Below are 17,001 nucleotides of genomic sequence, written 5' to 3'. Positions count from 1 at the left end.
CACGTCCGGGCCCTCGCATGAAGGTCGTCGGCTTTGCGGGCTATTCGGGCGCGGGCAAGACCACGCTGCTGGAGCGCCTGATCCCCGCGCTCAAGCGACTCGGGCAGCGCGTGTCGGTGGTCAAGCATGCGCACCACAAGTTCGACATCGACCATCCGGGCAAGGACACGTACCGCCACCGCGAGGCGGGTGCCTTCGAGGTCGTCGTCGCCTCCGACAAGCGGCTGGCCGTGATGCGCGAGTTCGAGTTCCCCGTGGAGCTCAGCGTGCACCAGTTGCTGGCCGAGGTGCACCCGGCCGCCGACTGGGTGCTGGTCGAGGGCTTCCGGCACAGCGACGTGCTGAAGATCGAAGTCTGGCGTCGGCCCGGGGGCGACGAGCCGTCGCGCCCGGTGCTCTACACCGACGATCCATTCGTCACCGCCGTGGCCACGGACGACCCGGCCGGCCTGCCCGTGCCCACCGAGCGCCCGCTGTTCGACCTCAACGACGCCGAGGCCATTGCGAATTGGTTGATCGACAGCGGCGACCGCTTCGAATACAACCCCGAACACCATGGCTGACACACCTGTTCCTCCCGTTCCTTTCGCTGCCTCTTCCTTGCGCCCGCCGTTGATGCCGCTCGACGAGGCCATCGCCGTCCTGCTCGCCAGGGCGCAGCCGACGCTGCCCGCCGAGAGCGTCGCCACCTTCGAGGCCGACGGCCGCGTGCTGGCGCAGGACCTCGTGTCCGGCCTGACCGTGCCGCCGCGCGACAACAGCGCGATGGACGGCTACGCCGTGCGCGTGGCCGACTGCGCTGCGCCGGGGGCCGAGCTGGCCGTGGCGCAGCGCATCCCCGCGGGCACCGTGGGCACGCCGCTCGCGGCCGGCACCGCGGCGCGCATCTTCACGGGGGCGCAGGTCCCCGAGGGCGCCGACGCCGTCGTGATGCAGGAAGACACCGCCGCCACGCCGCAGGAAGGCAGCCTGGGCTCGGTTCGCATCGCCATCGTTCCGGCGGCGGGCCAATGGGTGCGACGCGCGGGCGAAGACGTGGCGTCGGGCGACGTGGTGCTCAAGCAGGGCGAACGCCTCACGCCCGCCGCGCTCGGCCTGGCGGCCAGCGTCGGCTTTCACAAGCTGCAGGTGGCCCGCAAGCCGCGCGTGGCCATGCTCTCCACCGGCGACGAACTGGTGATGCCCGGCGAAGTGGCGCCCGACGCCATGAAGCCCGGCGCCATCTACAACTCCAACCGCTTCTTCATGCGCGCCTTGCTGCACCGCCTGGGCTGCGAGGTGAACGACCTGGGCATCGTGCCCGACGACCGCGACGCCACCATCGCGGCGCTGCGCGAGGCGGCCGAGAGCAGCGACCTGATCATCACGACCGGCGGTGTTTCCGTCGGCGAGGAAGACCACATCCGCGCCGCGCTGCAGTCGCTTGGCGAGCTTCAGCTGTGGTCGCTGTCGATGAAACCCGGCAAGCCCTTCGCCTATGGTTCCATCGCGCGCAGCAACGGGCAGGGCGCTTGCCATGTGACCGGGCTGCCGGGCAACCCGGTGTCGAGCTTCCTGACCTTCCTGATGCTGGTGCGGCCCTTCCTGCTGACCTTGCAGGGTGCCACGCGCGTGACGCCCGAGCCCGTGCAGATGCGCGCCGACTTCGACTGGCTGCGCGCCGACAAGCGCCGCGAGTTCCTGCGCGCGCGGCGCAACGCGGCGGGCGGGCTCGAACTGTTCGGCAACCAGAGCTCGGGCGTGCTCACCTCGATGGTCTGGGGCGACGGCGTGGTCGACAACCCGGCCGGGCAGACCATCAGGTCGGGCGACACCGTGAACTTCATTCCCTTCGCCTCGCTGCTCGGCTGAATCGAATGAAAGTCCAGGTTCGTTATTTCGCCTCGGTGCGCGAGGCGCTGGCCCGCAGCGGCGAAAGTGTCGACACGCAAGCCGAAACGCTCGCCGCGCTGCGCGACGAACTCATCGGCCGGGGCGGCTCCTATGCCACCGCGCTCGCGCGCGGCAAGGCGGTGCGCATGGCGCTCGACCAGACCATGAGCGACGAGGCCGCCGCGCTGCACGACGGCTGCGAAGTCGCCTTCTTCCCGCCCGTCACGGGCGGCTGAGCAGGGCGTCCAGCGCCACGAGGCGCTCGCGCAGGCCGTCGGACGCGCGCGTCATCGGCGAACGCAGCTCGTCGTGCATTTCGCCGGCGTGCGCCAGCAGCGCCTTCACGGGGCCGGGGTTCGGCTCGGCGAACAGGCTGTCCACCAGCGGCTGCAAGGCCTGCCATTCGTCGCGCGCCTGCGCCAACCGGTTCTCCGACAACAGCCGCACCAGCCGCACGAAGCGGCGGGTCTGCACGTTGCCGCTGGCCGCGATGGCACCCACGCCGCCTTCGGCCATCGTGCTGAAGATCTGGTGGTCTTCGCCCGACAGCACCTGCAGCCGGCCGTCGGCGATCACGGCGCGCGTCTTGGCCATGTCGCCGCCGCAGTCCTTGATGCCGCGGATGCGCGGGTGCGCGGCCAGCGTCAGCAGCGTGTCGCGCGCGATGGTGACACCGGTGCGGTAGGGGATGTCGTAGACCAGCACAGGCACCGTGCTGGCATCGGCGATGGCGTGGAACCATTCGAGCAGGCCGGCCTGCGACGGGCGGATGTAGTGCGGTGCTGCCACCAGCAGGCCCGCCAGCGGGCGCTCGCACAGCTTGCGCGCCCAGGCCGTGGCCTTGCCCAGGTGGTAGCCCGAAATGCCCATCACCACCGGCAGGCCGCCGGCTGCGGCCAGAACGGTGTCGAGCACGGCCAGCTGTTCGTCCTCGTCGAGCGCGGCGGCCTCGCCGGTGGAGCCGCAGGGCACGAAGCCGGTCACGCCGTCGGCGGCGAGGCGCCGGGTCAGGGCGGCGAGGGCGTCATGGTCCACCGCGCCGTTGCGGAACGGGGTGACGAGGGCGATCCAGAAGCCTGAGAAATCAGGGACAGTGGGATGGGGTTGTTGCGGCACGCGGGTTTCCTCTCAGGAATCGACCGATGGAAAAAGAACCACCGTCGGATGCGCGCGAAACCCATGAAAGGGCCAAAAACCTTGGCAGGTTCCGTCGCTCATCCGACGACGGAACCTCGGCTCCGGTCAGACGAGCTTTGGTTTTTTGGCTTTGCTGCCCTGGCACGCGCAACCGCTTCCAGCGTGCGAAAGCACTGAGGAGGGGGTGGCGAGGCAAGGCATCGTCGCAGTCTAGCGCGATGCCACAATTCGGAAATGAGCATTGCGCGTGTTTCGATCCAGACAGCCGATTTCGACCTTTCGCAGGAGGTCGCCGCGTTGCGTGCCGGCGACAAGCGCGTGGGTGCGGTCTGCAGCTTCGTCGGCACCGTGCGGGACCGCAACGACGGCAGCAGCGTCGCGTCGATGGAGCTGGAGCACTACCCCGGCATGACCGAGAAGGCCGTCGAGGCCATGATCGACGAAGCGCTGCGGCGCTTCGACATCCTCGGGGCGCGCGTGATCCATCGCGTGGGCCTGCTGCAGCCGCTGGACCAGATCATGATGGTGGCGGTGGTGTCGGCGCACCGCGGGCAGAGCTTCGAGGCCTGCGAGTTCCTGATGGACTACCTCAAGACGCAGGCGCCGTTCTGGAAGAAGGAGCAAACGCCCGAAGGCGCCCGCTGGGTCGATGCGCGCGTGGCCGACGACGCGGCGCTCGCGCGCTGGGGCATCAGCGCCCCGAATGCCTGATCCCGCGTTGCCCCCTCTCCCTCGGGGAGAGGGCGCATGAGATCAAAGGGGCTTGAAGCCGCTGCCCTGGATGATCTTTTCCCAGGCCGCCGTGTACGTGCGCACACGCCCCGCGAACTGGCCCTGCGACTCGTAGCCCACCGTCAGGCCCATCGCCGTGAGTTTCTGCTTCACGTCGGGCATGGCCAGCACCTTCTGCAGTGCCTCGCCGTACTTGTCGATGATCGGCTGCGGCGTGCCCACCGGCGCGAAGATGCCGTAGTAGGGCAGGTCGTCCAGGTTCGCGAAGCCCAGTTCGGTGAAGGTCGGCACGTTCGGAATCACGGCCTGGCGCTTGGCGCCGATGGAGGCCACGATGCGCACCTTGCCCGCCTTGTGGTTCTCGATGAAGTCCGGCACCGAGGCGATGCCCGCGGTGATCTGGTTGCCCAGCATGTCGGCCGTCATGGGCGCGCTGCCGCGGTAGGGGGCAGGCTGCACGTCGATCTTGTACTTGTCCGAGATCATCTTCACGAGGAACTCGGGGATCGAGGCCGGCGCCGGAATGCCGATGGTTTCCTTGCCGCCCTTTTGCGTGCGGACCCACTTCACGTACTCGTCCATGGTCTTGGCCGGCGTGCCGCCCGAGACGGCCAGCACGTTGGCGAAGGTGGCGAAGCCGGCCACGGGCACGAAGTCGGTGGCGGGGTTGAAGCCGGGGTTCTTGATGACCTGCGGCAGGATCGAGATGGTGTGATCGTGCGACAGCAGCAGGGTGTGGCCGTCGGCGGGCGACGACTTCAGCACGGTGGCCGCAATCTGGCCGCCCGCGCCGGCGCGGTTTTCCACCACCACCGGCACGCCCAGCACGTCCTTGAGCTTTTCGCCCAGGGTGCGCGCGATGGCGTCGGTGCCCGCGCCAGCCGGAAAACCGACCAGCAGGCGGACGGGGGTGCCGCTTTGCGCCTGCGCAAGGCCCGACAGGCCCAGGGCGGCTAGAAAGAGGCCGGCGCTGATCGCCCGGCGCACCGGTTGACCGCGCTGCATTGAAAAAACCATGATCGACTCCATTCGAGAGAGAGAAATGCCTACGGGCAGGAAACGGGTCTCGTGCAATACCCGTGCCCAGGCTGCCGTGGTCCGCCTGTCACGGGCAGAACCTTGAATCGTGCCCGAACGGCCCTATTTTGGAAGCAGGAATACCACCATGCGACAAGACAAACTCACCACCAAATTTCAGGAAGCCCTGGGCGACGCCCAGTCGCTCGCGCTGGGCAACGACAACGCCTACATCGAACCAGCCCACCTGCTGGTCGCGATGCTGCGCCAGAACGAAGGGCCGCGCGCATTGCTCGAACGCGCCGGTGTCAATGTGCCAGGCCTTTCCCAGGCCGCCGAGGCTGCCATCAAGAAGCTGGCGCAGGTCCAGGGCGCCGACAGCATGCAGGTGGGCACCGAACTGGGCAAGCTGCTGCAGGCCACCGAGAAGGAGGCCATCAAGCGCAACGACCAGTTCATTGCCGGCGAGCTCTTTCTGCTGGCGCTGACCGACAGCAAGACCGACATCGGCAATCTCTGCCGTGCGAACGGCATGACGCGCAAGTCGCTCGAGGCGGCCATCGACGCCGTGCGCGGCGGCCAGGGCGTGAACAGCGCCGACGCCGAAGGCCAGCGCGAAGCCCTGAAGAAGTACACCACCGACCTCACCGAGCGCGCGCGCCGCGGCAAGCTCGACCCGGTGATCGGGCGCGACGAGGAAATCCGCCGCGCCATCCAGGTGCTGCAACGCCGCACCAAGAACAACCCCGTGCTCATCGGCGAACCCGGCGTGGGCAAGACCGCCATCGTCGAAGGCCTGGCGCAGCGCATCGTCTCGGGCGAGGTGCCCGAATCGCTCAAGGGCAAGCGCGTGCTGTCGCTGGACATGGCCGCGCTGCTGGCCGGTGCCAAGTTCCGCGGCGAGTTCGAGGAGCGCCTGAAGACCGTGCTGAACGAGCTTGCGAAGGACGAAGGCCAGACCATCGTCTTCATCGACGAGCTGCACACCATGGTCGGCGCCGGCAAGGCCGAGGGCGCGATGGACGCGGGCAACATGCTCAAGCCCGCGCTCGCGCGCGGCGAGCTGCACTGCGTGGGCGCCACCACGCTCGATGAATACCGCAAGTACATCGAGAAGGACGCCGCGCTGGAGCGCCGCTTCCAGAAGATCATCGTGGGCGAGCCCAGCGTGGAAGCCACCGTGGCCATCCTGCGCGGCCTGAAGGAAAAGTACGAGGTGCACCACGGCGTGGACATCACCGACCCGGCCATCGTGGCCGCGGCCGAGCTGAGCGACCGCTACATCACCGACCGCTTCCTTCCCGACAAGGCCATCGACCTGATCGACGAGGCCGCGGCCAAGATCAAGATCGAGATGGACTCCAAGCCCGAGGTCATGGACCGGCTCGACCGCCGCCTGATCCAGCTGCAGATCGAGCTGGAGGCCGTGCGCCGCGAGAAGGACGAAGCCTCGCAGAAGCGATTCGGCCTGATCGAGCTCGAGATCGCCAGGCTGCAGAAGGAAATTGCCGACTACGACGAGATCTGGCAGGCCGAGAAGGCGCAGGCCCAGGGCAGCGCCAAGGTGCGCGAGGACATCGACAAGATCAAGTTCCAGATTGCGGAGTCGACCGCCAAGGGCGACTTCAACAAGGTCGCCGAGCTGCAGTACGGCCAGCTGCCGGCGCTCGAAAAGCGCCTGAAGGAAGCGCAGGACGCCGAAGCCAGCAAGGGCAAGTCGAGCGCCCCCACGCTGCTGCGCACGCAGGTCGGTGCGGAGGAAATCGCCGAGGTCGTGGCGCGCGCCACCGGCATTCCGGTCGCCAAGCTGATGCAGGGCGAGCGCGACAAGCTGCTCGTGATGGAAGGCAAGCTGCACGAGCGCGTGGTCGGCCAGGACGAGGCCATCGGTGCGGTCGCCAACGCGATCCGCCGTTCGCGCTCGGGCCTGAGTGACCCGAACCGCCCGACCGGCTCGTTCCTGTTCCTCGGCCCCACGGGCGTGGGCAAGACCGAGCTGTGCAAGGCGCTCGCGGGCTTCCTGTTCGACAGCGAAGACCACCTGATCCGCATCGACATGAGCGAGTTCATGGAGAAGCATTCGGTCGCCCGCCTGATCGGCGCGCCGCCGGGCTACGTGGGCTACGAGGAGGGCGGCTACCTGACGGAAGCCGTGCGCCGCAAGCCCTACAGCGTGGTGCTGCTCGACGAAGTCGAGAAGGCCCACCCGGACGTGTTCAACGTGCTGCTGCAGGTGCTGGACGACGGGCGCCTGACCGACGGCCAGGGCCGCACCGTGGACTTCAAGAACACGGTGATCGTGATGACGAGCAACATCGGCTCGCCCATCATCCAGGCCATGGTGGGCCAGCCTTCGGAGGAGATCAAGGAAGCGGTGTGGGACGAGCTGAAGAACTACTTCCGCCCCGAGTTCCTGAACCGCATCGACGAGACGGTGGTGTTCCATGCGCTGGACGCGAAGAACATCGAATCGATCGCCGGGATCCAGCTGAAGGTGCTGACCGCGCGGCTCGCGAAAATGGACCTGGGCCTGCAGGTGTCGCCCGCGGCGCTGGCGGAGATTGCCAAGGTCGGCTTCGACCCGGTGTTCGGTGCGCGTCCGCTGAAGCGCGCCATTCAGCAGCGCATCGAGAACCCGCTCTCCAAGCTGCTGCTGGACGGCAGCTTCGGGCCGAAGGACACGATCGAGGTCAACACCGACCCGATCCAGTCGCCTGGGCAGTTCTCGTTCTCCAAGGCCGGGGAACCAACGGCGGCTGCTTCGGCCTAAGCTGGAATGATGAACTTCATTTTTCGGGTCATTCTTCTGCTCCTGGGGCTGGTTTTTGCGGCCAGCCTGGCCGTGGCGGTCATGCTGCTGGCAGCCGTGTGGGGTGTGCGCTACGCCTGGGGGCGTCTCACGGGCAAGCCCGTGACCCCCTGGGTCGCCTCGATGGGTGGGCGCTTCAATCCGCGCTCCGGCTTCGACCGGTTTCGCCATGCGGCACAGCCTGCCGAGCCCCAGGCGGCCGATGTCGTCAACGCACGGGCGCGCGGCGAGTCGGTGCGCAGCCCCATCGCCATCGGCCCCGCCGATGACGTGACCGACGTGCGGGCCCGCCCCGTGCGCGGCGACTGAGCGTCGTTGCAGCTTTCGCTGCCCGAATGTCTACTGGCTCGTAGAATTTCTACTGGCCAGTAAATTTCCTCCTCGCCGCGCTGTGCGGTGTCGAATCTCCGGCCATGTCGTTTCGCACCGATGGCCCGTTCCGTTTCCCCTCCGTCCGTTCCTGTTCCGCCGTCTCCTTCTCCCTGGGAGCCCGCGGGCAAGCGCGCGCGCCAGCGCGAGGTCAAGCGCCAGGCCGTGCTGCAGACCGCGGCCCAACTCTTCAACGAGCGCGGCTTCCACGCCACCTCGCTGGACGACATTGCCGAGCGGCTGAACGTCAGCAAGCCCACGCTGTACTACTACGTCGAAAGCAAGGACCAGATCCTGCTCGAGTGCGTGAAGACCGCACTCGACCTCATGCATGCCGGCATCGGCGAGGTGCGCGCCGCGGGGGGCAGCGCCATCGAGCAGCTCAAGGCCTGCATGCGCATCTACTCCGGCGTGGTCATGCAGGATTTCGGCATGTGCGTGATCCGCATCGGCGAAGACCCGTTGCCCGCGCCGCTGAAGAAGGAGCTGCGCCATCTCAAGGCCGGCATCGACGGCCAGTTCCGCCGTCTGATCGAGGACGGCGTGGCCGAAGGCTCGCTCGCGCCGTGCGACCCGAAGATGGCGGCCTTCATGCTGGCCGGCGCGCTGAGCTGGATCGGCCGCTGGTACCGCCCCGACGGCGACCTCACGCCCGACCAGATCGCGGACCAGGGCATCGAACTGCTGCTCAACGGCGTGCTGCAGCGCCCTGTTCCCGCTGCCCCCGCCACCGCTCGCGCGCCGCGCAAGCCCGCCATGAAAAAAGGAAAGACCGCATGACGACAGATGCACCTCTGCTGCTGGCCCGCGACGGCGCGGTGGCCACCATTCGCTTCAACCGGCCGGGCGCGCTCAATGCGATCGACGTGCCGATGGCCAACGCCTTTCTTGCCGCCGTGCGCGAACTGGCCGCCGACAAGGGCGTGCGCGCCGTGCTCATGAGCGGGGCGGGCAAGGGCTTCATGGCAGGCGGCGACCTGGCCGTGCTGAGCGCCGACCCGCAACAGGGCGCCGCCGACCTGATCGGCCCGCTGCACGAGGCGTTGACCGTGCTCGACGCGATGGACGCACCGCTGGTCGCGCAGGTGCACGGCGTGGCGGCCGGCGCGGGCCTGAGCCTGATGCTGCAGGCCGACTTCGTGCTCGCGGCCGAGGGCACGCGCTTCAACCTCGCGTACGTGAACCTCGGCACCAGCTGCGACGTGGGCGCCTCGTGGGCGCTGCCGCGGCTGGTGGGCATGCGCCGCGCGCTGGAGATCGCGATGCTCGGCGACACCTACGACGCGGCCGCCGCCGAGCGCATGGGCCTCGTCAACCGCGTGGTGCCCGCCGCCGAGCTCGAGGCCGAAGCGCTGGCGCTCGCGCACCGGCTGGCCCAGGGGCCGACCGTGGCGCTGGGCCACCTGCGCCGCCTGATGCGCGGCTCGCTCGGGCGCGACCTGGCGGGCCAGCTCGACGCCGAATCGGCCGCCTTCCAGGTCTGCGCCGCCACCGACGACTTCCGCAGCGGCCTGAACGCCTTTTTCGACAAGAAGCCGGCCGTGTTCACCGGCCGCTGAATCCGTGTTCACCCAAACCCAGGAGATCCTGACATGACCCTACGCGACATCTTCGTGGTCGGCACCGCCCGCACCGCCATCGGCACCTTTGGCGGCGCGCTGAAGGACGTGCCCAACACCCAGCTGGCCACCACCGCCGTGAAGGCCGCCATCGAGCGCAGCGGCGTGGCGGCGGACGCCATCGGCCACGTGGTCATGGGCAACGTGATTCCCACCGACGTGAAGGACGCCTACCTGAGCCGCGTGGCCGCCATCGACGCGGGCTGCCCCATCGAGACGCCGGCCTTCAACGTGAACCGCCTGTGCGGCTCGGGCCTGCAGGCCATCGTGTCTGCGGCGCAGGCCATTGCGCTGGGCGACTGCGACATCGCCATCGGCGGCGGTTCGGAATCGATGAGCCGCGGCCCGTACTTCGACACCTCGGCCCGCTACGGCGCGCGCATGGGCGACGCGGTGCTGGTCGACTACATGCTGGGCATCCTGCACGACCCGTGGGAGAAGATCCACATGGGCATCACGGCCGAAAACGTGGCCGCGCGCTACGGCATTTCGCGCGAGCAGATGGACGAACTGGCCGCCACCAGCCAGCAGCGCGCCGCAGCCGCCATTGCGGCGGGCCGCTTCAAGGAACAGATCGTTCCGGTCGAAGTGAAGACGCGCAAGGGCGTGGTGCTGTTCGACACCGACGAGCACGTGCGCGCCGACACCACCGTCGACACGCTCGCCAAGATGAAGCCCGCGTTCAAGAAGGACGGCCTCGTGACGGCCGGCAATGCCTCGGGCATCAACGACGGCGCCGCCGCCGTGGTGCTGGCCGAAGGCGGCCGCGTGAAGGCGCTGGGCCTGAAGCCGCTGGCGCGCCTGGTGGGCTACGCACACGCCGGCGTCGAACCGGCCTACATGGGCATCGGGCCGGTGCCGGCCACGCGCAAGGTGCTGGAGCGCACAGGCCTGAAGGTGAGCGACTTCGACGTGATCGAGTCGAACGAGGCCTTCGCGGCGCAGGCCTGCGCGGTCATCAAGGAACTGGGCTTCGACCCGGCCAAGGTGAACCCCAACGGCTCGGGCATTTCGCTGGGCCATCCGGTGGGCGCGACGGGCGCGATCATCACGACAAAGGCCATTGCGGAACTGCACCGCACGGGTGGGCGCTACGCGCTGGTCACCATGTGCATCGGCGGCGGCCAGGGCATTGCCGCCGTCTTCGAGCGCGTCTGAGCGCGTTCAGGGCACACTTGCCGGCATGCTGCGCCCACCTCTGCTGATCGATCCCGACGAAGTCGAGATCAGCGCCATCCGGGCGCAGGGGGCGGGCGGGCAGAACGTGAACAAGGTGTCGAGCGCGGTGCACCTGCGCTACGACATCCCCGCCAGCTCGCTGCCCCCCGACGTCAAGGAAAGGCTGCTCGCCCTGCGCGACAGCCGCATCACGCAGGAGGGCGTGCTGGTGCTCAAGGCCCAGCAGCATCGCACCCAGGAAATGAACCGTGCCGACGCACTCGCGCGCCTTCAGGCGGTGGTCGACACCGTGGCCACGCCGCCGCGCGTGCGGCGCGCCACCAAGCCGACCTATGGTTCGAAGCAGCGCCGGCTCGAGGGCAAGAGCCAGCGCTCGCAGATCAAGAACCTGCGCGGGCGGGTGCAGGACTGAGCCCGGCGGCGCCACCGCGCAGCCGCCGGATCTGCAGCCAGACGCCGGCCAGGTACAGCAGGAACAGCACGCCGGTGATGGCCTTCAGCTCGGGCGCCTCGGGGCTCGACAGCAGCGGCGCGCCCAGCGGCAGGCGCGTCAGCGTCTCGGTGAAGGCCGGGATCCAGTGGAAGAGAAAGCTGGCCGAGTAGGCCGCGGCCTCGACATGGCGCGCACGGCGCCCGAAGAGCATGCCGCGCCCTGCCATGGCGCCCACCGCCAGCGCCACCAGCGTCAGGATGCCCAGCGCATGCGGCTTGCCGAAGCCCCCATGCTGGAAGATGCCGAAGCCGGTGAGGCAGGTGAGCACGGTGGTCCACACGAAGACCTGTCCCAGGCCGGTGCGCAACGTGATCTCCTTGTCGCGGAACAGGGACCAGAGCCCTGCGACGACGGCGACCAGACTGATCGCCGTGTGAACCGTGCCGAGGGACGTGAGTCCCAGCCATCCAGTGGGTGCCATGCGGATCTCCTCGTGTCGTGATGCGGAATTTTGGCGTTTTGCAACGAATTTGTGTGATCTGGGAGGAAATGAGTGCCAAGACCCTGCTTTACGGGACTGACACGCCGCGCAAGCACAATCGCAGTCATGAGAAGGTTTTTCCACCCCGTGGTGCTGTCCGCGCTTCTTCTGTCACCGGTCGCGGCGCTGCTGGCCGGCTGCGGCCCGGGGGCGGCGCAGGGCGCAAGCAACGTTGCCACCGGCGCCGCCGCCGAGCTCAAGTGGGAAGAGCTGGTTCCCAAGAGCTGGGACCCCACCAAGCGCTACCGCAACATCAGCCTCGAGGCGCTGCGCGACAACGACCCGCGGGCGATCCAGCTGCTCGACGAAATGCGTGCCGTCTGGGACAACGCGCCGGTCAACGTGGCGCTCGACGGCAGGGCCGCCAGGCTCTCGGGCTTCGTGGTGCCGCTGGACGCCTCGCAGGACGGGATTCGCGAATTTCTGCTCGTGCCGTACTTCGGCGCCTGCATCCACACGCCGCCGCCGCCCGCCAACCAGATCGTGCATGTGATCGCGCCCGCGCCCGTCAAGGGGCTGCACGCCATGGACACGGTGTACGTGAGCGGCACGCTGAAGGCGGCGCGCTACGCGTCGGCGGACATGGGCGTGAGCGGCTACGAGATCGCGTCGGCCGCGGTCGAGCGCTTCACGCCGAAGCAGCCGCAGTAGCCGCAGCAGTGGCCGCAGCAGTGCAGGGGGCAGGCCCGTGGGGCGCACCCCTCAGGTCATGCGCTGCGACAAGAAATCGAGGAACGACGTGATGCGCGCCGACAGCTGCGTGTTGCGGTAGTACACCGCGTTGACGGCCTGGCGCACGTCCGCCGTGTCCTTGGCCAGCACCTGCACCAGCGCGCCGCTCGCACGGTCTGCGCCCGTCATGAAGTCCGACAGGCACGCGATGCCCACGCCGGCCAGCGCCAGCTGGCGCAGCGTTTCGCCGCTCGACGCGGCCACCGTGGGCGTGATGTTCCACTCGTCGCCGTGCACGCCGCGCAGCGGCCAGCGGTTGAGCGACTCGGGCTGGGTGAAGCCCAGCAACGCATGCCCGGCCAGTTCGGCCACCTTGCGCGGCTTGCCGTGCGCCTCCAGGTAGGCGGGGCTCGCGAGCACGCGCAGACGGTGCGTGCCGAGCGGGCGCGCATGCAGCGTGGAGTCGCGCAGCGGCCCGATGCGAATGGCGATGTCGGTGCGCCGCTCCAGCAGGTCGATGGGCAGGTCGTCGGTGTCTAGTTCCAGGCTGATCTGCGGGTAGAGCCTTCGAAACTCCGGCACCAGCGGCACGATGGCGTGCAGCATGAAGGGCGAGGCCGCGTTCACGCGCAGCCGCCCCGCGGGTTGCTGGCGGCGCGCGGCCATCTGCTCTTCGGCGTCGTCGATGGCATCGAGGATGGCGCGCGTGCGCTGCAGGAAGGCCGCGCCTTCCTCGGTGAGTTCGAGCCGGCGCGTGGTGCGGCGCAGCAGCGTGGTGTCCAGCTTCTGTTCGAGCCGGCTCAGCGCGCGGCTGATGCCCGAGACAGTTTGCGCGAGCTGGTCGGCCGCGGCCGTGATCGAGCCCGCGTCCACCACCGTGCGGAAGGCAACCAGTTCTTCGATGGTGGTCTTCATGGGCGCACGCGGTCCGGCGTCGTTCAGTGCGTGGCTCGTGCCGCCGTCACGTCGATGCGCGGCATCAGCGCCGCGAGCGCCTCGCCGTCGGTGCGGTAGCTGAAGAGCATGGGCCCCGGCGCGAGCAGGCCGGCGCGTTCCAGCACCTGCATGGCGGGCAGCTTCAGGCCGCTCAGGTGCAGGCGCACGCCTTTGGACTCCATCATCCGGCGGATCGAGCCGAACACCTCGGCGCCGGTGATGTCGATGCGGTTGATGGGTTGCGCGAACAGGCACACGTCGGTGAGCTCCGGCTGCTCGGCCAGCGCCACGGTGAGCGCGCGCTCCAGCGTGGAGGCCGAGGCGAAGTCGAGTTCCGCGTCCATGCGCAGCGCGTACAGGTGCGGCGCCAGCGGCGGCAGCTTCCACAGGTGGCGGTCGCGCAGGCTGCCGTCGGGGTGCAGGCCCACTTCGATGATGCGCGGGTGCAGGTGGCGGTACATGTAGTGCGCCATGCTGGCCAGCAGGCCGCCCAGCACGCCCCAGTAGATGCTCGGCGCGGTGGCGATGGTCAGCACGAAAGTGCCGAAGGCAATGCCCGCCTCGATGCGCGACACGCGCCACAGCGCCTTGAAGCTCGCGGGCTTCACCAGCCCCAGGATGGCCGTGACCACCACCGCCGCCAGCACCGCCTGCGGCACGTGGTACAGCAGCGGCATCAGCCACAGCAGCGCACCGGCCACCACCACCACGCTGAAGAGCGTGGCCCAGCCGGTCTGCGCGCCCGCATAGAGCGTGATGGCCGAGCGCGAGAACGACGAACTGGTGGGAAAGGCGCCCGTGAAACCCGAGGCCAGCTTGGCCAGGCCCTGGCCGATCAGGTCCTGGTTTTCGTTCCACAGCGTGCCGGCGCGCGCGTTGTCGACCTTGGCGCTGGAGGCAGTTTCCAGAAAGCTCACCAGCGTGATCATCAGCGCCGGCAGCACCAGCGCACTGAAGGTGCCCAGCGGCAGCAGGCCGGGCCAGTACAGCGAGGGCAGGCCCGAAGGCAGGCTGCCCACCACCGCGCCACCGCGCAGGGCGTAGTCGACCGCCCAGCTGATCGCGGCCGCACCGGCGACCAGCGCCATGGTGGTCGGAAAGCGCGGCAGCAGGCGCTTGCCCAGCCACAGCACCGCAACGCTGCCCAGGCCGAACGCGATGGCCACCAGGTCGGGCAACGGGCCGCCCTGCAGCACCTGCGGGATGGTGCGCCCCGTGAAGCCCAGCAGCGCGGGCAGTTGCGAGACGGCGATGAGCACCGCCGCACCCTGCGTGAAGCCGATGAGCACCGGCGAGTTGACCAGCCTCAGCAGCCAGCCGAACCGACCCGCGCCCAGCACGATCTGGATGGCGCCGGACATCAGCGTGAGCCACACCGCCATCGCCACCCATTCGGCGCTGCCTGCCACCGCCAGCGGCGCGAGCGAGGCGCCGACCAGCAGGCTGGTGAGCGCCGTGGGCCCGACCGACAGGCGCTGCGACGAGCTGAACATCACCGCGATGAGCGCCGGGAACAGCGCCGCGTACACGCCCGTCACCAGCGGCATGCCGGCCAGCGCGGCGTAGGCCACGCCTTGCGGAATGACCATCAGCGCCACGGTGATGCCGGCCATGGCCTCGTTGCGCAGCAGCGCGGCGGAAGGGCGCGGCCAGGCGAGACAGGGAACCCAGCGCGCGAGGCGCTGGCGAAGGGAGGAGGAGGGGGCAGCCGGGGTCATGAACGTTTGCGGGCGCACGGAGAAGAAACACACAGGCACATGCGCGGTGCGACGCGCGGGAGCGATGCCAAAGGCAGGGGCGGAATCAGATCAGCGAGGTCGCGTTCTTCAGCACGTAGTCGCAGGCCTTGGTCTTGACCTTCGACGACAGGATCTTGAAGTTCAGCGTCTGGCCGTCGCCGCCCTTCAACAATCCCTTGGCGCCGCTGGCGAAGCCCGTCTCCTGCGGCTTCTGGCCGGTGATCTTGGCCAGCAGCTTGTCCTTGACCGAGGCCGCATCGCCACCCAGGTAGTTGTTCTTCACGCAGTACTGCAGCACCCCGGCCGCATTGCCCATGGTGCTGGAGCCGATGGCCGGCATCTTGAAGCCGAGGTTGCCGAGTGATGAACCGCCGGCGGAGCCGCCTTGCGAACTGGCGCTGGCCGCCTCGCCGGCTTTTTCCTTCAGCTGGTCGAGCAGCTTGTTGGCCTGCGCCGAGGCGCCTGCCGCAAGCAGGGCCAGGGCGATGACGGTGGAGCGAGCATGCATGGTGGGTCTCCTTTGGAAGCGGCCACCAGCATAACGGAGAGTGCCCGGGACTCTGGCCCCCGCGGCACGCCGATTACTTCGTGCGCGGCGGGCGCTTTTCGAGCAGCGGCGTGCTCGTGCCCTGCACGCCGACCAGCCCCAGCACCGTCACCAGCGAGTTCTGCGCACCCTTCCAGCCGTCGGTCACGTCGATCCACTCCGAGAGCGCGTGGAAGCCGCCGGTCTTGCCGCCGCCGCCGATGATGATGGCCGGGATGCCCAGCGACATCGGCACGTTGGCGTCGGTGCTGGCACCCGTCAGCAGCGTCTTGTGGCCGAAGGCCGCGTTCGAGCGCGTGGCGGCCTCGACGATTACCGTGTCCGACTGCGTGCGGCCGCCCGGGCGGTCGCCGATGAGCCTGGTGCTCACGCTGAGCGTGTTCACGTTCCAGCGCTTGTTTTCTTCCACCACCGCTTCGTCGATGGCGGCCAGGATCTTCTTCTCGGTTTCCAGCAGCGGCGCCATTTCGTCGGAGCGGATGTCCACCGCCATGCGGGCATCCGGCGCGATGGTGTTCACCGAGGTGCCACCGCCCACCGTGCCCACCGTGAAGGTGGTCTTGGGAAACGTCGGCGTGCGCACGTCGGCGATCTTGGCGATGGCGCGGCCCATGCCGTGGATGGCGCTGGGCACCTGGCCGAACGCACCGAAGCTGTGGCCGCCCGGGCCCTTGAAGGTCACTTCGTAGCGGTGGCTGCCCGTGCCCAGCATCAGCACCGTGCCTTCGGGCGCAGGCTCCAGGCCGACCATGCCGTCGATGTCCAGGTTGTCGCGAAACACGGCCTTGATGCCGCGCAGGTTGCCCAGCTCTTCCTCGCCCACGTTGCCCACGAACAGCAGGTCGCCCACGGTCTGCACCTTGTTGTCGTTCAGCACCTTGAGCCACGACAGCAGCACCGACAGGCCGCGCGTGTCGTCGGAGATGCCCGGCGCGTAGAGCTTGCCGTCGCGCTCCTTCACCTTCACGTCGGTGCCGGCGGGGAACACGGTGTCGAGGTGGGCCGAGATGAGCAGCTTGGGCCCGTTGCCCGTGCCCTTGCGCAGCCCGACCACGTTGCCTTCGGCGTCGATCTTCGCGTCGGCGAGGCCGAGCGCCTTCATGCGCGCGAGGAAGGCTTCGGCGCGCTTCTGTTCCTTGAACGGCGGAGCCTCGATCTCGGTGAGCATCTTCAGGTCTTCGACCGAGCGCTCGTGGTCGGCCTTCACAGCGTCCAGCAGCTTCTGGATGGCGGGGGACGCCATCAGCTGCGTGTAGGCCTTGTCGACGTCGGGGCGCACCTGCGTGGGCGTAGCCGCGACCGAACCGGTCTGGGCATGGGCGAGGCCGGCGGCGGCGGATGCCAGGGCGAGCACGATCGGAGCGAGGCGAAGAGACGCTGGGCGGGACATGGTGAGCAA

The 17,001-nt window shown here is 68.8% G+C and carries 18 protein-coding genes; 11 read left to right on the top strand and 7 right to left on the bottom strand.

Annotated features, from left to right (window positions below; all coding sequences use genetic code 11):
- The first annotated feature begins 17 nt into the window (after window positions 1-17).
- From mobB to moaD, 3 genes are read left to right on the top strand one after another with little or no spacing between them, the layout of a single operon-like run.
- A complete protein-coding gene (gene mobB / locus AC1DJH_RS02330; RefSeq protein WP_478184592.1) occupies window positions 18-563 on the top strand; it encodes a molybdopterin-guanine dinucleotide biosynthesis protein B in 546 nt (181 codons plus the stop codon).
- The gene (locus AC1DJH_RS02325) at window positions 556-1,851 is read left to right on the top strand and encodes a molybdopterin molybdotransferase MoeA (protein WP_478184591.1); all 1,296 of its coding nucleotides are present in this window, start codon (window positions 556-558) and stop codon (window positions 1,849-1,851) included. The genes mobB and AC1DJH_RS02325 overlap by 8 nt, the downstream gene beginning before the upstream one ends.
- Before the next feature lie 5 nt (window positions 1,852-1,856).
- Window positions 1,857-2,108: a molybdopterin converting factor subunit 1 gene (gene moaD, locus AC1DJH_RS02320; protein WP_478184590.1), complete on the top strand. Its 252-nt coding sequence runs from the start codon at window positions 1,857-1,859 to the stop codon at window positions 2,106-2,108.
- Here moaD and dapA read toward each other — a convergent pair.
- The gene (gene dapA / locus AC1DJH_RS02315; RefSeq protein WP_478184589.1) at window positions 2,095-2,988 is read right to left on the bottom strand and encodes a 4-hydroxy-tetrahydrodipicolinate synthase; all 894 of its coding nucleotides are present in this window, start codon (window positions 2,986-2,988) and stop codon (window positions 2,095-2,097) included. The genes moaD and dapA overlap by 14 nt on opposite strands.
- Before the next feature lie 255 nt (window positions 2,989-3,243).
- Here dapA and AC1DJH_RS02310 point away from each other — a divergent pair, with 255 nt between their 5' ends.
- Complete coding sequence (locus tag AC1DJH_RS02310; protein WP_478184588.1) at window positions 3,244-3,720, top strand: molybdenum cofactor biosynthesis protein MoaE; 477 nt, start codon at window positions 3,244-3,246, stop codon at window positions 3,718-3,720.
- A gap of 42 nt (window positions 3,721-3,762) precedes the next feature.
- Here the strand turns inward: AC1DJH_RS02310 and AC1DJH_RS02305 are convergent, their stop codons facing one another.
- Complete coding sequence (locus AC1DJH_RS02305; RefSeq protein WP_478184587.1) at window positions 3,763-4,758, bottom strand: Bug family tripartite tricarboxylate transporter substrate binding protein; 996 nt, start codon at window positions 4,756-4,758, stop codon at window positions 3,763-3,765.
- 148 nt (window positions 4,759-4,906) lie between these two features.
- Between AC1DJH_RS02305 and clpB the strand changes: the two genes are divergently transcribed.
- The 6 genes from clpB (at window position 4,907) to arfB (ending at window position 11,146) form a co-directional block, all read left to right on the top strand.
- Window positions 4,907-7,528 (top strand): ATP-dependent chaperone ClpB, encoded by a 2,622-nt coding sequence (gene clpB, locus AC1DJH_RS02300; protein WP_478184586.1) that lies wholly within the window; start codon window positions 4,907-4,909, stop codon window positions 7,526-7,528.
- Between the two features lie 9 nt (window positions 7,529-7,537).
- Entirely contained in the window at window positions 7,538-7,876 is a 339-nt protein-coding gene (locus AC1DJH_RS02295) for a hypothetical protein (RefSeq protein WP_435435651.1), read from the top strand.
- Window positions 7,877-7,996: 120 nt separating this feature from the next.
- The gene (locus tag AC1DJH_RS02290; protein WP_478184585.1) at window positions 7,997-8,716 is read left to right on the top strand and encodes a TetR/AcrR family transcriptional regulator; all 720 of its coding nucleotides are present in this window, start codon (window positions 7,997-7,999) and stop codon (window positions 8,714-8,716) included.
- The gene (locus tag AC1DJH_RS02285) at window positions 8,713-9,495 is read left to right on the top strand and encodes an enoyl-CoA hydratase/isomerase family protein (protein WP_478184584.1); all 783 of its coding nucleotides are present in this window, start codon (window positions 8,713-8,715) and stop codon (window positions 9,493-9,495) included. The genes AC1DJH_RS02290 and AC1DJH_RS02285 overlap by 4 nt, the downstream gene beginning before the upstream one ends.
- A gap of 33 nt (window positions 9,496-9,528) precedes the next feature.
- Window positions 9,529-10,713: an acetyl-CoA C-acyltransferase family protein gene (locus AC1DJH_RS02280; protein ID WP_478184583.1), complete on the top strand. Its 1,185-nt coding sequence runs from the start codon at window positions 9,529-9,531 to the stop codon at window positions 10,711-10,713.
- 25 nt (window positions 10,714-10,738) lie between these two features.
- Window positions 10,739-11,146: an alternative ribosome rescue aminoacyl-tRNA hydrolase ArfB gene (gene arfB, locus AC1DJH_RS02275; protein ID WP_435435654.1), complete on the top strand. Its 408-nt coding sequence runs from the start codon at window positions 10,739-10,741 to the stop codon at window positions 11,144-11,146.
- Here arfB and AC1DJH_RS02270 read toward each other — a convergent pair.
- Window positions 11,115-11,648: a DUF2306 domain-containing protein gene (locus AC1DJH_RS02270; RefSeq protein ID WP_478184582.1), complete on the bottom strand. Its 534-nt coding sequence runs from the start codon at window positions 11,646-11,648 to the stop codon at window positions 11,115-11,117. The genes arfB and AC1DJH_RS02270 overlap by 32 nt on opposite strands.
- A gap of 126 nt (window positions 11,649-11,774) precedes the next feature.
- Between AC1DJH_RS02270 and AC1DJH_RS02265 the strand changes: the two genes are divergently transcribed.
- Complete coding sequence (locus tag AC1DJH_RS02265; RefSeq protein ID WP_478184581.1) at window positions 11,775-12,359, top strand: DUF3299 domain-containing protein; 585 nt, start codon at window positions 11,775-11,777, stop codon at window positions 12,357-12,359.
- A gap of 51 nt (window positions 12,360-12,410) precedes the next feature.
- On the opposite strand, the gene AC1DJH_RS02260 is transcribed toward AC1DJH_RS02265, so the two are convergent.
- The 4 genes from AC1DJH_RS02260 to AC1DJH_RS02245 all read right to left on the bottom strand — a co-directional run bounded on the left by AC1DJH_RS02260 (window position 12,411) and on the right by AC1DJH_RS02245 (window position 16,992).
- Window positions 12,411-13,295: a LysR substrate-binding domain-containing protein gene (locus AC1DJH_RS02260; RefSeq protein ID WP_435483407.1), complete on the bottom strand. Its 885-nt coding sequence runs from the start codon at window positions 13,293-13,295 to the stop codon at window positions 12,411-12,413.
- Between the two features lie 23 nt (window positions 13,296-13,318).
- The gene (locus AC1DJH_RS02255) at window positions 13,319-15,034 is read right to left on the bottom strand and encodes a SulP family inorganic anion transporter (protein ID WP_478184580.1); all 1,716 of its coding nucleotides are present in this window, start codon (window positions 15,032-15,034) and stop codon (window positions 13,319-13,321) included.
- Between the two features lie 85 nt (window positions 15,035-15,119).
- Window positions 15,120-15,563 carry a DUF2501 domain-containing protein gene (locus tag AC1DJH_RS02250; RefSeq protein ID WP_478184579.1) on the bottom strand — a complete coding sequence of 148 codons (444 nt, stop codon included), beginning with the start codon at window positions 15,561-15,563 and terminating at the stop codon, window positions 15,120-15,122.
- A gap of 73 nt (window positions 15,564-15,636) precedes the next feature.
- Window positions 15,637-16,992: a M20/M25/M40 family metallo-hydrolase gene (locus tag AC1DJH_RS02245; RefSeq protein WP_478184578.1), complete on the bottom strand. Its 1,356-nt coding sequence runs from the start codon at window positions 16,990-16,992 to the stop codon at window positions 15,637-15,639.
- Window positions 16,993-17,001 lie beyond the last annotated feature (9 nt).

It is taken from the genome of Variovorax sp. 10N412 (assembly GCF_056394985.1).
This window is presented reverse-complemented; position numbering and strand designations above follow the sequence as displayed.

What these genes read in the sequence shown, in the direction of transcription:
- AC1DJH_RS02325 (WP_478184591.1), top strand. Translation starts at nt 556, where the DNA reads ATGGCTGACACACCTGTTCCTCCCGTTCCTTTCGCTGCCTCTTCCTTG.
- AC1DJH_RS02250 (WP_478184579.1), bottom strand. Translation starts at nt 15,563, where the DNA reads ATGCATGCTCGCTCCACCGTCATCGCCCTGGCCCTGCTTGCGGCAGGC.
- AC1DJH_RS02280 (WP_478184583.1), top strand. Translation starts at nt 9,529, where the DNA reads ATGACCCTACGCGACATCTTCGTGGTCGGCACCGCCCGCACCGCCATC.
- arfB (WP_435435654.1), top strand. Translation starts at nt 10,739, where the DNA reads ATGCTGCGCCCACCTCTGCTGATCGATCCCGACGAAGTCGAGATCAGC.
- AC1DJH_RS02285 (WP_478184584.1), top strand. Translation starts at nt 8,713, where the DNA reads ATGACGACAGATGCACCTCTGCTGCTGGCCCGCGACGGCGCGGTGGCC.
- AC1DJH_RS02310 (WP_478184588.1), top strand. Translation starts at nt 3,244, where the DNA reads ATGAGCATTGCGCGTGTTTCGATCCAGACAGCCGATTTCGACCTTTCG.
- AC1DJH_RS02265 (WP_478184581.1), top strand. Translation starts at nt 11,775, where the DNA reads ATGAGAAGGTTTTTCCACCCCGTGGTGCTGTCCGCGCTTCTTCTGTCA.
- AC1DJH_RS02255 (WP_478184580.1), bottom strand. Translation starts at nt 15,034, where the DNA reads ATGACCCCGGCTGCCCCCTCCTCCTCCCTTCGCCAGCGCCTCGCGCGC.
- clpB (WP_478184586.1), top strand. Translation starts at nt 4,907, where the DNA reads ATGCGACAAGACAAACTCACCACCAAATTTCAGGAAGCCCTGGGCGAC.
- AC1DJH_RS02245 (WP_478184578.1), bottom strand. Translation starts at nt 16,992, where the DNA reads ATGTCCCGCCCAGCGTCTCTTCGCCTCGCTCCGATCGTGCTCGCCCTG.
- AC1DJH_RS02260 (WP_435483407.1), bottom strand. Translation starts at nt 13,295, where the DNA reads ATGAAGACCACCATCGAAGAACTGGTTGCCTTCCGCACGGTGGTGGAC.
- moaD (WP_478184590.1), top strand. Translation starts at nt 1,857, where the DNA reads ATGAAAGTCCAGGTTCGTTATTTCGCCTCGGTGCGCGAGGCGCTGGCC.
- AC1DJH_RS02295 (WP_435435651.1), top strand. Translation starts at nt 7,538, where the DNA reads ATGAACTTCATTTTTCGGGTCATTCTTCTGCTCCTGGGGCTGGTTTTT.
- mobB (WP_478184592.1), top strand. Translation starts at nt 18, where the DNA reads ATGAAGGTCGTCGGCTTTGCGGGCTATTCGGGCGCGGGCAAGACCACG.
- AC1DJH_RS02305 (WP_478184587.1), bottom strand. Translation starts at nt 4,758, where the DNA reads ATGGTTTTTTCAATGCAGCGCGGTCAACCGGTGCGCCGGGCGATCAGC.
- AC1DJH_RS02270 (WP_478184582.1), bottom strand. Translation starts at nt 11,648, where the DNA reads ATGGCACCCACTGGATGGCTGGGACTCACGTCCCTCGGCACGGTTCAC.
- AC1DJH_RS02290 (WP_478184585.1), top strand. Translation starts at nt 7,997, where the DNA reads ATGGCCCGTTCCGTTTCCCCTCCGTCCGTTCCTGTTCCGCCGTCTCCT.